The organism is Citrobacter sp. Cpo148 (assembly GCF_030332375.1).
Lineage (GTDB): Bacteria > Pseudomonadota > Gammaproteobacteria > Enterobacterales > Enterobacteriaceae > Citrobacter > Citrobacter portucalensis.
The window spans coordinates 309,560-323,974 of record NZ_JAOWHY010000042.1; the positions used below are offsets into that span (position 1 = coordinate 309,560).

Sequence of the window (14,415 nt, forward strand, 5' to 3'; positions counted from 1 at the left end):
GAGGCCACAGAGAATAGCATAATTCACCGCCAAGGAAAACGATTGCGCGCTTTGCACTTCACTCTTCAAGTAGCCTCTTTGTTGGCTGCATCTGCTCACCCCAGTCACTTACTTTTGTAAGCTCCAGGGGACTCACAGATTTGCCGCCTCGATGCAACTCGAATAGTTTTGTGTAAAGAGGAACTGGGTATCTGCAGAATTAAAACGGAAAGGCGATCAGTTCAACGTCGTCAGGGGTGACTTTGATCATCGAACCTTCGGTGTGCCATGCGCCTAATACCACGCGGAAAGCGGGTTGCTCATTGGCCGTAAGTTTGTGGACGGCAGGGCGGTGGGTATGGCCGTGAATTAACCACTGAACCTGATGTTTTTCCATTTCGCTAATCACGGCCTGCTGATTCACATCCATGATTTCCAGCGATTTGGTGTTGTTGGCTGCTTTGCTGTTGGCACGCATTTTCGCAGCGATTCGCTGGCGAACGAACAGCGGCAGAGCGAGGAACAGCTTCTGTAACCAGGGTTGATGCACTTTGGCGCGAAATGCCTGATAGCCTGCGTCGTCGGTGCATAAGGTGTCGCCATGCATGATCAGCACCTTGCGGCCATACAGGTCGAGCACTTTTTCTTCGGGAAGCAAGGTCATGCCGCTCGCACGGGCAAAACGTTTACCGAGCAGAAAATCACGATTGCCGTGAATAAAAAAGCAGGGAACGCCGGAATCAGTCAGTGATTTTATCGCCGCGGCCATTTCACGATGCAGCGGATTAGGATCGTCGTCACCAATCCAGGCTTCAAACAGGTCGCCAAGAATATATAGCGCATCGGCCTTTCGCGCATCACCGGCTAAAAAACGCAGAAAACCGGCGGTAATCGCCGGTTCTTCTGTGCAGAGGTGAAGATCTGCAATAAACAGTGTCGCCACGATTACTCGCTGACGGTCACGTTTTCGATGATAACGTCTTCTTTTGGCACATCCTGATGCATACCGCTGCGACCAGTGGAAACGCCTTTGATTTTATCAACCACGTCCATGCCTTCAACAACTTCAGCGAACACGCAGTAACCCCAACCCTGCATGCTTTCGCCGGAGAAGTTCAGGAAGTCGTTGTCTGCAACGTTGATGAAGAACTGTGCGGTTGCGGAGTGCGGAGCCTGAGTACGCGCCATCGCCAGCGTACCACGGGTGTTTTTCAGACCGTTGTTCGCTTCGTTTTTGATCGCTTCTTTCGTGGCTTTTTGCTTCATGCCTGGCTCGAAACCGCCGCCCTGGATCATGAAACCGTTAATAACACGGTGGAAAATGGTGTTGTTGTAAAAACCTTCGCGGCAGTAGTCCAGGAAGTTTTTAACTGTTTCAGGCGCTTTATCATCAAACGTTTTGATTACGATATCGCCGTGATTAGTGTGGAAAGTAACCATTTTTGCATCCTGTTCCGATAGATTGGTGCTTCGACCCCGTCAAGGGTCAGAGTTAGGGGTGTGTTATAGCATAACCGCAAGCTGCGATCACCTCGCAAAGTGTGCTGCTTCCGGTCTAAATTATGGGTATTATACAGACTTTACTATCCACACACGTCTACACGGAATCTTCGATGTTAAAAATCTTTAATACACTGACGCGCCAAAAAGAGGAATTCAAACCTATTCATGCCGGGGAAGTCGGCATGTACGTGTGTGGTATTACCGTTTACGATCTCTGTCATATTGGCCACGGACGTACCTTCGTTTCTTTCGACGTCGTTGCGCGTTATCTGCGCTTCCTCGGCTATAAGCTGAAGTATGTGCGCAACATTACCGATATCGATGACAAAATCATCAAGCGCGCGAATGAAAACGGCGAAAGCTTTGTGGCGTTGGTCGACAGAATGATCGCGGAAATGCACAGCGATTTCGATGCGCTGAATATTCTGCGCCCGGATCTGGAACCGCGTGCTACGCACCATATCGCTGAAATTATCGAAATCACTGAACAACTGATTGCCAAAGGTCACGCTTACGTTGCTGATAACGGCGACGTGATGTTCGACGTGCCGACTGACCCGAACTACGGCCAGCTGTCGCGCCAGGATCTGGATCAGCTGCAGGCAGGCGCACGCGTTGACGTGGTTGATGTGAAACGCAACCCGATGGACTTCGTGCTGTGGAAAATGTCCAAAGAAGGCGAGCCGAGCTGGCCGTCTCCGTGGGGCGCGGGCCGTCCGGGCTGGCACATCGAATGTTCGGCGATGAACTGCAAACAGCTGGGCAACCATTTCGATATTCACGGCGGCGGTTCGGACCTGATGTTCCCGCACCATGAAAATGAAATCGCTCAGTCCACCTGTGCTCATGACGGTGAGTACGTTAATTACTGGATGCATTCCGGGATGGTGATGGTTGACCGCGAGAAAATGTCCAAATCGCTGGGCAACTTCTTTACCGTTCGCGACGTGCTGAAATACTACGACGCCGAAACCATCCGTTACTTCCTGATGTCCGGTCATTACCGTAGCCAGTTAAACTACAGCGAAGAGAACCTCAAGCAGGCGCGTTCTGCGCTGGAGCGTCTGTATACCGCGCTGCGTGGCACCGACAAATCCGTTGCGCCAGCCGGTGGCGAAGCCTTTGAAGCGCGCTTTATTGAAGCGATGGACGATGACTTCAACACCCCGGAAGCCTACTCCGTGCTGTTTGATATGGCACGTGAGGTTAACCGTCTGAAGGGTGAAGATATGGCGGCGGCTAACGGCATGGCTGCGCATCTGCGTAAGCTTTCCAGCGTACTGGGCCTGCTGGAACAGGATCCAGAAGCGTTCCTGCAAAGCGGTGCGCAGGCGGATGGCGGTGAAGTTGCTGAAATTGAAGCGCTAATCCAACAGCGTCTGGATGCCCGTAAGGCGAAAGACTGGGCGGCAGCTGACGCCGCGCGTGACCGTCTCAACGAGATGGGCATCGTGCTGGAAGACGGCCCGCAGGGTACCACCTGGCGTCGTAAGTAACTCTGTAATGCCCGGTGGCGCTTACGCTTACCGGGCCGTATAGGCCGGATAAGACGCATCGCGTCGCATCCGGCAGATTAATGTTTCCGATACCACCACAGCACACCCATCATTACGATTCCCGGCAGCCATACCCACATCAACTCCGACATGATCACCTGGTGCCCGTACGGCGTGGCGTAGCGTGATAACGCAAACGGGGCGACTTTAATCACCTGCCATGGCGCGAAGAAGCGCTCATCCGACCACGGCCACAGCCAGCCGACGCCTTTACCGCCGGTGGTGACAGAATCCAGCAGACTGTGCGACAGCAGTGAAACCGTCAGGAATAGCCAGCAGCGAATCAATCCCGCCTTAAACCATCGTCGGCCAATCAAGACGCAGAGCAGCGGTACCACGAAGGCGAACAGCAGTGAGTGGGTAAATCCCCGGTGGCCAAACACATTGCCGTAGGCGACGCCGAACTTAAATGACAACACGTCGGCATCTGGCAGCATAGCCAGAACGACGCCAGCAAACAGTAATCGTGGGGGGATGACTTTAAGTCCGAGACCTAACCCTAAACAGAGCGGAACGGCCGCGTGGGTAACGATAGTGGGCATGATGATCGCTTCGTATGGAAAAACAACATGCTATCAGTTCACTGTGAAGTGGGGATGAAGTCATTATCTGAAAACGAGAGGGGGAAGTGGCCGGATACGGTGTTAACCTCATCCGGCACTTAGGGTCACGCCACGACGTTAATGCTGTGGCCTTCAAAGCTGACGGTCTGTCCGGCAACGATTTTGCAGCGTTTACGCGTTTCAACAACGCCATCGACCTTCACTAACCCTTCGCCAATAGCAATTTTTGCCTGGGCGCCACTTTCGCTCCAGCCTTCCAGCTTCAGCAAATCGCAGAGTTCAACGTGTGGGTGTTTACCCAGTGAAAATGTGGCCATCTTAAACGTCCTTTACATCATGATATTCAACACACGCCTGCAGCGTGTTTTCGATAAGTGTGGCGACCGTCATTGGTCCTACGCCGCCGGGGACCGGCGTGATATATGACGCTCGTGCGGCCGCATCGTCAAAGACCACATCGCCAACAACCTTACCATTCTCCAGACGGTTGATGCCGACATCAATCACAATCGCACCTTCTTTGATCCACTCACCAGGAATAAAGCCCGGTTTACCGACGGCAACAATCAGCAGGTCAGCATTTTCTACGTGGCGGCGCAGATCTTTGGTGAATCGGTGGGTGACGGTGGTGGTGCACCCAGCCAGCAGTAGCTCCATACTCATTGGGCGACCGACAATATTCGAGGCACCAATGACCACGGCATTCAGACCGTAGGTATCGATGTTGTAACGCTCAAGCAGGGTAACAATACCGCGCGGAGTACATGGGCGCAGGCGCGGCGCGCGCTGGCACAGACGACCGACGTTATACGGGTGGAAACCGTCAACGTCTTTATCTGGCGCAATACGTTCCAGCACTTTCACGTTGTCAATACCCGCCGGCAAAGGCAGTTGTACCAGGATACCGTCGATGGTGGTATCTGCATTGAGCGTATCGATCAGCTCAAGAAGCTCCGCCTCGCTGGTGGTTTCAGGCAGGTCATAGGAGCGGGAGACAAACCCCACTTCGTCACAGGCTTTGCGTTTACTCGCAACATAAATCTGCGAAGCCGGGTTGCTACCTACCAGCACAACAGCCAGGCCTGGGGCGCGTAATCCAGCCGCTAAACGCGCCTGAACTTTTTGAGCAACCTCAGAGCGCACCTGCTGCGCAATCGTTTTACCGTCAATAATCTTTGCTGCCATCAGAGAGAGAATTCCGTCTGTTACGTTAAACCGAAGGGGATGTCACTATTTTGTCAGAAGCGGGGCGTGCTGTCAGTTTTCGTTTGCGTTTTTACGTGCGATAACGGGTGCCATGGTCAGAGCATGGGATCAGCACAGAGGCTGAAGTCCCCCGGATAATTAATGAGCATGCGAATTAAAATTAACGTGAATGAAACAATTCATCACCCTGGTGTTTTCAGGGGTAATGCGCCATAAACCAGTCTGTTACGTACCTTTATGGGAGCATTTAAGTAATATTCACCCAGATTTTTCTTAGGTCCCAATAAGAATTGGCCAGGGTCAATAAAAGGATTTGCAGGTATTTTTCATTAATTGAAATGTTTAATTTAACCCTGTGACGAATAGTCATATTCGCGAAGATTAATTAGTGAATCAAATACTCAGGAGAGTTGGGGTAAAAGGTTAGCTAATTCTCTTGCGATATATATCTTTACAGGATGCAGAGATAATTAGCCTGACATTTAATGTCGATAATGATTCAAACGGATCCCGCAGGACGCCGGAGCCGGATGTGTGTAATTCAAGGGAAATCCATGAAACGTAAATTAATGACCTCTTCTGTTATTGCCAGCCTGATGTTAGTTGCAGGTGCAGCGGTTGCAGCCGATCCGGTAAGCGTTAGCGGCGGTACTGTGCATTTTGAAGGTGAACTGGTCAATGCAGCCTGTGCAGTCAGTACTCAGTCATCCGATCAGGTTGTCACCTTAGGCCAGTATCGTACCGCCAGTTTTACCGCAGTTGGCGATACAACGGCGCAAATTCCGTTCTCAATCGTGCTGAACGACTGTGACCCGAAAGTTGCCGCAACCGCAGCCGTGGCTTTCTCTGGTCAATCCGATATTACCAACAACAACCTGCTGGCTGTCACTTCTGCAGATAACGGTACTACTGCCAGCGGTGTCGGGATTGAGATCCTGGACAATACGTCCACCGCGCTGAAGCCGGATGGAGCTACCTTCTCTACCGCTCAGGCGCTGGTAGAAGGGACCAACACCCTACGTTTCTCTGCGCGTTACAAAGCCACAGCCACCAGCGCTACGCCGGGTCAGGCAAATGCCGACGCGACGTTCATCATGAAGTACGAATAAGCCGTTCTGATTTGCGCAAGGATGACGTTCGCCTCACTGGATGAGGCAATTTCCGGGGATGATGAAGGATGCGGCAGATGATAGGGAAAGGCGTGGCGCTGGCGGGAATGCTGTGCGTACTGCCTGTGTTTGCACATACGGTAATACTGGAAAGTGGCCGCCTTCACTTACGGGGGCAGCTCGTCAATGGTGCCTGTACGGTCGCTACCGACAGCCAAAATTTGCGGGTGCAAATGGGGCAGTATCGCACCAATGCTTTCTCCGGGACGGGAAGCTTTGCCTCTACCAGCGTGCCGTTTTCACTGCGCTTAACGTCATGCAGCTCCGATGTTTATGACCACGTTGGGATTGCGTTTGCAGGTGTGACACCAGCAGAAGATCCGCAGGTTTTTCTTGCCAGTGGTGATGCGTCTGCGGCTTCGGGGATCGGTCTGGCGTTATTTGATGAGCGCCAACAGCAAATTATTCCGAATACGCTGCCGCTTCATTATGCGCCGATTATAACGCAAGAGATGACGTTTCATTTCACTGCTCGTTATCGGGCTGTCTCGGAAAATATAACGCCGGGAACGCTTCGTTCAGACGTGTGGTTTACGTTGGTTTATCCCTGATTAATTTCCCAACGATAATCACACCAAAGGTATTTGTAGCTATGTTTAATTATCTAAAATCAGGTTTTATCCTTTTACTGGCCTTATTTTCTGCTGCCAGTGTTCAGGCTGCCGGAGGCATTGCATTAGGCGCCACCCGCGTTATTTATCCAGCCGATGCCAAACAAACGTCCCTGTCTATTAGCAATAGTGATACCAAAGAACGTTACCTGGTCAATTCATGGATCGAGAATAGCGCAGGCGTTAAAGAAAAATCGTTTGTGGTTACGCCTCCGCTGTTCGTCAGCGAACCCAAAAGCGAAAACACGCTGCGTATCATCTATGCAGGTGTTCCGCTGCCCAAAGACCGTGAATCGCTGTTCTGGATGAATGTGAAAGCCATTCCGTCAGTCAATAAAAACAGCCTTGAGGGTAAAAACGTTCTGCAACTGGCGATTCTGTCCCGCATCAAGCTTTTTGTCCGTCCGAATAATCTGCCGCAAATTCCGGAAGATGCGCCCGGGATGCTGAAATTCTCCCGTACCGGCAACCACCTGAAAATCAATAATCCGTCAGCGTATTACGTCACCTTGGTCAATCTCAACGTGGGGAAAACGAAGGTTGATAACGTGATGGTCGCGCCGAAAAGTGATGCGCAGGTCCTGCTACCAACGGGCGTTCAGGGCAACGTCACGTTCCAGACGGTCAATGATTATGGCGCCGTGACCCCGGCCCAAACGGTTAGCGTGCGTTGAGATAACGATGAATAAGACAACGTATTTTCCTGGCCTGTTACCGGGGGTTACGCCACCGCTGGCGGGGGTGGCGTTGTCCACGCTGGCGGCGCTCTTTCCCTCTTTAAGCCATGGGGAAAGCTATTTTAATCCGGCCTTTTTATCTGCGGATACGGCAACCGTGGCGGATTTATCACGTTTTGAAAAAGGCAATCATCAGCCTGAAGGCGTTTATCGCGTGGATATCTGGCGCAACGATGAGTTTGTTGCCACTCAGGATATTCGTTTTACGACCAGCGCGGGAAAAGCCGGGGAGAAGTCTGGTGGGCTGATGCCGTGTTTTGGACTCGACTGGGTGAAGCGCCTTGGCGTCAATATCACCGCATTTCCGGCACTCAGTAAGGATCCGAACGATACCTGCATCAATCTACCTGAGGCGATTCCAGGCAGTGAGATTGCATTTGATTTTTCTACCCTGCGCTTGAACGTCAGCCTGCCGCAGGCGTCAATGTTAAACAGCGCGCGTGGCTATATTCCGCCGGAGGAGTGGGATGAAGGGATCCCGGCTGCGCTGGTCAACTACAGCTTTACCGGCAGCCGCGGCAGTGACACTGACAGCTATTTCTTAAGTATGCTCAGTGGCCTGAACTATGGCCCCTGGCGCTTGAGAAATAACGGCGCATGGAGCTATTCCAAAGGTGACGGATACCACTCACAAAGCTGGAAAAATATCGGTACATGGCTTCAGCGCGCGATTATCCCGCTGAAGGGTGAACTGGTGATGGGCGACAGCAACACCGGCAACGACGTTTTTGACAGCGTCGGGTTTCGCGGGGCGCGGCTCTATTCCTCAGACAGTATGTATCCCGACAGCTTACAGGGCTACGCGCCAACCGTTCGCGGCATTGCGCGTACCGCAGCGAAACTGACCATTCGTCAGAATGGCTATGTGATTTATCAAAGCTATGTGTCACCGGGCGCTTTTTCGATAACCGATCTCAACCCGACGTCATCCAGCGGTGACCTTGAGGTGACGGTGGACGAAAAGGACGGCAGCCAGCAGCGCTATACGGTGCCGTACTCCACGGTTCCCTTGTTACAACGAGAAGGGCGTTTCAAATACGACGTGGTTGCCGGGGATTTTCGCAGCGGCAATAGCCAGCAATCTTCACCGTTCTTTTTCCAGGGAACATTAATTGCCGGGTTACCAGAAGGCTACACCGCTTATGGCGGTACGCAGCTGGCCTCACGTTACACCGCGGTAGTTTTAGGCACTGGCCGAAACCTGGGGGACTGGGGGGCGGTTTCTGTGGATTTAACCCATGCGCGCAGTCAACTGGCGGATGACAGTACGCATCAGGGGCAGTCTTTGCGTTTTCTGTATGCAAAATCGCTGAACAACTTTGGTACAAACTTCCAGCTGTTGGGATATCGCTACTCAACGCGCGGTTTCTATACCCTCGACGATGTCGCGTATCGCAGCATGGAAGGGTATGAGTATGAATACGACAGCGAAGGCAATCGCCACGACGTGCCCGATGTGAAGAGTTACCACAACCTGAGTTACAGCAAAAAGGGCCGCTTCCAGATTAACATTTCGCAGAACCTGGGAGACTACGGCTCGCTGTATGTTTCGGGGAGTCAGCAAACGTACTGGAATACCTCAGACACCAATACCTGGTATCAGGTGGGCTATGCCAGCGGTTGGCAGGGAATTAGCTATTCACTCTCCTGGTCGTGGAATGAATCGGTAGGCATTTCCGACACTGACCGTATTCTGGCATTCAATATGTCAGTGCCGTTCAGCCTGCTAAGCGGACGGCGCTACTCGCGTGATAACGCGCTCGATCGCACCTACGCCACTTTTAATGCCAACCGCAACAGCAACGGACAAAACAGCTGGCAGAGCGGGATCGGCGGTACGTTACTGGATGGACGCAACCTGAGCTATAGCGTGAATCAGGGGCACAGCAGCACCAACGGTTACAGCGGAAACGCCAGCGCCAACTGGCAGGCGGCTTATGGCACGCTGGGCGTGGGATACAACTACGATCGCGATCAGCATGACTATAACTGGCAGCTCTCCGGCGGCGTGGTGGGGCATGCGGACGGTATTACGCTCAGTCAGCCGCTGGGGGACACCAATGTGCTGGTTAAAGCACCTGGCGCGCAGGGTGTGCGGATAGAAAACCAGACCGGCGTGCAAACCGACTGGCGCGGATACGCGGTGATGCCGTATGCCACCGTTTATCGCTATAACCGCGTCGCGTTAGATACCAATTCAATGAACAACAATACCGATGTGGAAAATAACGTTAGCAGCGTCGTGCCAACGCAAGGGGCATTGGTGCGAGCAGCGTTTGATACACGTATCGGCGTGCGGGCGCTGATAACCGCGAAATATGCAGGTAAACCTGTGCCATTTGGATCCGTTGTGCGTGAAAACACCAGCGGCGTGACCAGTATGGTGGGCGAAGACGGACAAATCTACCTGAGCGGCTTACCGCTAAAAGGCGAATTGCTGATCCAATGGGGGGAAAGCGCTAACGCTCGCTGCGTGGCGCACTATGCCTTGCCTGAGGAGAGTCTGAAACAGGCGGTGACGCTCACGAACGTGACGTGCGAATCTCCAACGGCACGACAGGAATAATACGATGAAACGACAAACAGGTTTGTTACTGGGAAGCGCTTTACTGCTGATGGCTCATTCGTCCTGGGCGACGGTCTGCCAAAACTCGAATGGCACACCAACGGATGTTTTTTACGATCTGTCGAACGTCTTTAACAGCAGCAATAATCAGCCGGGGCAGGTGGTGACGTTACCGGAAAAATCGGGCTGGGTTGGCGTTAATGCCACCTGTCCGGCTGGGACAACGGTGAATTACACCTATCGAAGCTATGTCACTGAACTTCCTGTTCAAAGTACCGAGGGTGGTTTTCAGTATCTGAAGCTCAATGACTACCTGCTGGGGGCCATGAGCATCACCGACAGCTATGCAGGGTTGTTTTATCCTCCGCGAAATTATATCCGTATGGGGACTCACCCCAACGTATCGAAACAGCAGCCTTTTGGCGTAATGGATTCAAAGCTGGTGTTTAAACTCAAAGTGATTCGCTCGTTTATTAACATGGTGCCGATCCCGCGCCAGACCATGTTCAGAGTCTATGTCACGACCAGTACTGGAGATGCGCTAAGCACGCCGGTTTATACCATCAGCTACAGCGGTAAGGTGGAGGTTCCACAAAACTGTGAGGTGAACGCTGGGCAGATTGTCGAGTTTGATTTTGGCGATATTGGCGCATCGTTGTTCAGCAAGGCGGGGGCAGGAAACCGTCCCGAAGGCATTAATCCGCAGACCAAAACGGTGGCGATAAAATGCACCAACGTCGCTGCACAGGCCTACTTAACCATGCGGGTAGAGGCCGAGAAAGCCTCCGGGCAAATGATGGTATCGGACAATCCTGACTTAGGGTTCATTATCGCCGACAAAACCGGTAGACCGCTGACGCCCAATAATCTGTCCAGCACGATCCCATTTCAACTGGATGATAACGCCGCGGCAAACGTGAGTATTCGGACTTGGCCGGTCAGCGTGACGGGGAATAAACCTACCGAAGGGCCTTTTACTGCCCGTGGCTATCTGCGAGTAGATTATGACTAACAAGCAAACGCCAACTTCATGGGCGCTTCTGGTGATGCTGCCCATACTGACATTCAGCTCGTTGTGCCATGCGGCCTCATCGCTGGGCGAAATCAATATTGAACTGCGCGGAAACGTGGTGGACTTTACCTGTGCGGTGATTGCCAGCGACAGCAATAAGTCGGTTGAATTGGGCACCTGGCCAACAAAGCAGTTACAGACCAGCGGGGATACTACCCAACCAGTCGCGTTTACGCTGAAGCTGGAAGGCTGCCCGCCGGGATCCGCGTCAATAACGTTTTCTGGTACTCCGGCCCCCGGTACGACGTTGCTGGCGCTTGATGACGCGGTGATGGCGCAAAAGGTGGCGATCGAACTGCATGACAGTGACCGTACGCGATTACCGCTCGAGCAGGCCAGCCAAACCGTAGGGATTGATGAGAACGGCAATGCCACGCTGACCTTTTTCGCCAACTATATCGCGTTAGCAGACGGGGTTCAGCCAGGCCTCGCCAGGGCCGATGCCACATTTATGATTAACTATAACTAATCAATGCGCGGATAAAACACTCCCGAACGAAGTCTCGCCGGGAGTGCTATTACATTAATTCATGCATTTTTGCGTAATCGATCAGCTCAACGATAGTGTGCAAGCCGAGTTTGGCGTAGATGTTAGCTTTGTGAGCACTAATCGTTTTATTGCTGAGTAACAGCTGCTCAGCAATTTCCTTATTAGAGAGGCCATTTGCCAGATAACGCAAAACCGTAACTTCGCGATTAGAGAGCGGCATGTCATTCAATACACCTTTTTTCATATTTATATTGTTAATGAAGTTAAGGGTATCTGAAGGGAAAAAAGAATATCCCGATAAAATCATTTTTACCGCATTGTAGATATCATTCAAATCCTTTCGTTTACTGACAAAACCATTTGCACCGGCCCGGATAGCACGCCCGGCATAAAAAGACTCCGATTTGGAGGAGAGAAACAGCACCCGAGTATTCTCCTGCAGAGACTTTATTCTCTTGAGTAATGTAAATCCATCTGAACCAGGTAGTTCAATATCCAGAATGACAAGATCGACAGGGTAAGTGCGCAGGTGCTCTATTGCCGTACGGCTGTCATCGGTCTTCAACACAACCTGGATATTACTGTTTTTTTCAAGTAGTACTTCTATCGACATTCTGACAATAGGGTGTTCGTCCATAATGATAACGGATGCTGGTTTCATTGTTGTATGCCTCAAACTGTATGCGTATCTTGATAATTTTATAAAACATCAGGCGTTATAATATTGTCAAATAGCCAAGGGTTGTTCTGAGGGAGAGTCGAATAAATATTATTTCATCCTTGTTTATTCGGTTGCTCTTCTACAGAACAATGAATTTGTGGAAAATCCATTTCACACTGGGAAAACTAACAATTAATCAGAAAACTATGGGGATTATACCTGCTCTGTTCTTTCGGAAAAGGCTTACAACATTCAGGTTGTTAATGTCAGTTAGGATGTTCTAAAAGATCCAGATGTGTTAATGACTATTGGCATTATTTTACTGCTGTTTGAATTATGGCAGACTGAAAAAAATTTTTAAATGGTAAAAACAATACAATAAACTAATTGTTTAGGATTTGTTAAGGTGGGAATGACGCTATTTGTGCTGATATGCACAGAATCAGTATGGTTTACTAGGGTGGTGGAAGTTAGCATAATACCAGGAATAGTTGTAAATATTAAATAGTTGTGAAATTTAGATCTTTTATCTCATATAAAAATAAGTAATTTCCTAAAAAATCTTATGGCACATAGGGTTAGGGTGTTAAATTAAATGAGCAGAGGTAACGCTGAGGCGATGTATCAGGTGCAAAAAACGCTGCCGGTTTGCTAAGCCCAGACGCGCAATCAGCTGGTTCAAGCGATAGATGATACGGTGGTAGGGGCGAGCTTGTAACAAAGCAATCTCTTTTAAGGAGTTACCTTGTAAGAGTAATTCCACCATCTCCCAATCGAGTTGGTTTATGTGCCTGGAGTGAATATAGTTAAGGACTGGCGACAATAAAGCGCGGCGCATCTCCGGGAGGCGCAGGCTACGTGACAAGATATAAAATGGACCGGACAGAGAAATAAAAGGGATTAGGTCTTCATCGTGGCGGGAAAGCAATATGAAGATTTGGATGTTATTCCGCGGTTTAATTAGCTGGCGCAGATACTCCAGAACATCAAAATAAGAGATTGTTAAACCTTCCATATCAACCACTAACTGACTAATTACCGACTCTCGCAGGCTGGCTTTGGCCGATTCAATGGTCTGGAAGATTGCGGTACGTGCTCCTGAAAATAAATGTCGACCCAGCGCATAGGCCAGATAGTAATCTGTCGTAATAATCGCCTGAGATATAGTGTCACTCGGTAATGTGTATTCGAGTTTTTGCGTCAGATACTCAAGTTGGTCAAATACCTGTGATGTGTAGTGAGGATATTGCCAGGTACAGTTAGTGTTTCGTATACGGCGAAGTCGATCCCGGCGTTTTGCGCTGTGCATCCTTTTCCATTCCATTTCTGTTGCGGCAGGTCTGGATAAATTGCCGACTATAAACATCCCTGACCCAAATTTTCTCCAGCATAAAGGCGAGTTTCCTTGTGCTGTTGGGTTTCAATGCTTCAGCAATCATCAGACTGGCAATTGCGTATCCCATCAGAATAATCTGCCGGAAGTTTTCTGATGTCTTACTCAATGCCCAAAAAGTCGTTTTATCCAGTTCAACCTCTCTATGGGATTAGATAAAATATTACCGGGTGTGTCTTTCTGTTACCCCGGAAATAGTAAGCCAAGATTATTCTGGCAGCATGGAGATAGGTACAGTAGGTGTCGATACTTAATTGGTGATGAGATTTTTCTCAATAAAAAATCAGGCAGAGAGATGCCACCTAATTTTGTAGAAAGTTCAGATGCGCCCGGATGTATCTTAAGAATTGCTGATCGTTTTTCACATGCAGCTTTTTCATAATGCTGCGACGGGTGGCTTTGGCCTGAATTTCGCTTACCGAGAGCAAGTGGGCCGTTTCGGCTAAGGTATAGCCGCTGGCGAGAAACATTAAGAACTGACGTTCTTCGATAGAAAAGTTACGAGTGGTGCAGTAATGGCAGATAGTTGCGGGCACGTTGTTGCGCAGCGCACGTTTTTGCAGGATGAGGACTAATTTTTTAGTCATTTCCTCAACGTCATCTTCCCGATAGATCAGTGGCAACATGTACAGGCAGGGCCGGAACATCAGCTTATCTTTATCGTTTCTGTTGCAGATGACAACCCGGTGTTGGCGGCGGGTATGGACCGGAATCTGATAGCAATCGGCGCTGAGCCAATCTTCATCCAGGGAAATAAACGCGATGTCAGCGCGATCGATATCCTCGACAGGCAAAAAGCAAATCTCCTGATGCCACTGATTTGCCAAATGGGAGATGATAATTTTTAGTCCATGTTCGAAGTGACAGTTTTCTTCCTTGATGGCGATACTTAACATTAAAGAGTTCCTG

Annotated in this window: 15 protein-coding genes; 7 read left to right on the plus strand and 8 right to left on the minus strand. The window is 50.4% G+C overall.

Annotation, left to right across the window (positions count from 1 at the left end; translation table 11 throughout):
- Positions 1–199: 199 nt before the first annotated feature.
- Both lpxH and ppiB read right to left on the minus strand, forming a co-directional pair.
- On the minus strand, positions 200–922 hold the full coding sequence (gene lpxH / locus OGY10_RS08105) for a UDP-2,3-diacylglucosamine diphosphatase (protein WP_267445360.1): 723 nt from the start codon (positions 920–922) through the stop codon (positions 200–202).
- A gap of 2 nt (positions 923–924) precedes the next feature.
- Positions 925–1,419, minus strand: coding sequence for a peptidylprolyl isomerase B (ppiB, locus tag OGY10_RS08110; protein WP_003021875.1), 495 nt, complete (start codon positions 1,417–1,419; stop codon positions 925–927).
- Between the two features lie 173 nt (positions 1,420–1,592).
- Between ppiB and cysS the strand changes: the two genes are divergently transcribed.
- Complete coding sequence (cysS, locus tag OGY10_RS08115) at positions 1,593–2,978, plus strand: cysteine--tRNA ligase (protein ID WP_208744600.1); 1,386 nt, start codon at positions 1,593–1,595, stop codon at positions 2,976–2,978.
- 77 nt (positions 2,979–3,055) lie between these two features.
- On the opposite strand, the gene OGY10_RS08120 is transcribed toward cysS, so the two are convergent.
- The 3 genes from OGY10_RS08120 to folD all read right to left on the minus strand — a co-directional run bounded on the left by OGY10_RS08120 (position 3,056) and on the right by folD (position 4,786).
- Entirely contained in the window at positions 3,056–3,580 is a 525-nt protein-coding gene (locus tag OGY10_RS08120) for a metal-dependent hydrolase (protein ID WP_003831110.1), read from the minus strand.
- Between the two features lie 125 nt (positions 3,581–3,705).
- Entirely contained in the window at positions 3,706–3,918 is a 213-nt protein-coding gene (ybcJ, locus tag OGY10_RS08125) for a ribosome-associated protein YbcJ (RefSeq protein ID WP_003831111.1), read from the minus strand.
- Between the two features lies 1 nt (position 3,919).
- Positions 3,920–4,786 (minus strand): bifunctional methylenetetrahydrofolate dehydrogenase/methenyltetrahydrofolate cyclohydrolase FolD, encoded by an 867-nt coding sequence (gene folD / locus OGY10_RS08130; RefSeq protein ID WP_003831112.1) that lies wholly within the window; start codon positions 4,784–4,786, stop codon positions 3,920–3,922.
- Between the two features lie 575 nt (positions 4,787–5,361).
- Here folD and fimA point away from each other — a divergent pair.
- The 6 genes from fimA (at position 5,362) to sfmF (ending at position 11,431) form a co-directional block, all read left to right on the plus strand.
- The gene (gene fimA, locus OGY10_RS08135; RefSeq protein WP_032934356.1) at positions 5,362–5,916 is read left to right on the plus strand and encodes a type 1 fimbrial major subunit FimA; all 555 of its coding nucleotides are present in this window, start codon (positions 5,362–5,364) and stop codon (positions 5,914–5,916) included.
- A gap of 77 nt (positions 5,917–5,993) precedes the next feature.
- Positions 5,994–6,527 (plus strand): type 1 fimbrial protein subunit FimI, encoded by a 534-nt coding sequence (gene fimI / locus OGY10_RS08140; protein ID WP_267445361.1) that lies wholly within the window; start codon positions 5,994–5,996, stop codon positions 6,525–6,527.
- Between the two features lie 41 nt (positions 6,528–6,568).
- Complete coding sequence (fimC, locus tag OGY10_RS08145) at positions 6,569–7,261, plus strand: type 1 fimbria chaperone FimC (protein ID WP_008784004.1); 693 nt, start codon at positions 6,569–6,571, stop codon at positions 7,259–7,261.
- A 7-nt stretch (positions 7,262–7,268) separates the two neighbouring features.
- The gene (locus OGY10_RS08150) at positions 7,269–9,890 is read left to right on the plus strand and encodes a fimbrial biogenesis usher protein (protein ID WP_057067808.1); all 2,622 of its coding nucleotides are present in this window, start codon (positions 7,269–7,271) and stop codon (positions 9,888–9,890) included.
- A gap of 4 nt (positions 9,891–9,894) precedes the next feature.
- Complete coding sequence (gene fimH / locus OGY10_RS08155; protein ID WP_191226311.1) at positions 9,895–10,902, plus strand: type 1 fimbria D-mannose specific adhesin FimH; 1,008 nt, start codon at positions 9,895–9,897, stop codon at positions 10,900–10,902.
- A gap of 34 nt (positions 10,903–10,936) precedes the next feature.
- Positions 10,937–11,431 carry a fimbria assembly protein gene (sfmF, locus tag OGY10_RS08160; RefSeq protein ID WP_187392937.1) on the plus strand — a complete coding sequence of 165 codons (495 nt, stop codon included), beginning with the start codon at positions 10,937–10,939 and terminating at the stop codon, positions 11,429–11,431.
- A 49-nt stretch (positions 11,432–11,480) separates the two neighbouring features.
- Here sfmF and fimZ read toward each other — a convergent pair whose 3' ends face one another.
- From fimZ to fimW, 3 genes are all read right to left on the minus strand, one after another.
- Positions 11,481–12,113 (minus strand): fimbria biosynthesis transcriptional regulator FimZ, encoded by a 633-nt coding sequence (fimZ, locus tag OGY10_RS08165; protein WP_003831119.1) that lies wholly within the window; start codon positions 12,111–12,113, stop codon positions 11,481–11,483.
- 586 nt (positions 12,114–12,699) lie between these two features.
- Positions 12,700–13,422, minus strand: coding sequence for a fimbria biosynthesis regulator FimY (gene fimY, locus OGY10_RS08170; protein WP_191226310.1), 723 nt, complete (start codon positions 13,420–13,422; stop codon positions 12,700–12,702).
- A 386-nt stretch (positions 13,423–13,808) separates the two neighbouring features.
- Positions 13,809–14,402, minus strand: a complete 594-nt coding sequence (gene fimW / locus OGY10_RS08175) for a fimbria biosynthesis transcriptional regulator FimW (RefSeq protein ID WP_191226309.1) — start codon at positions 14,400–14,402, stop codon at positions 13,809–13,811.
- Positions 14,403–14,415 lie beyond the last annotated feature (13 nt).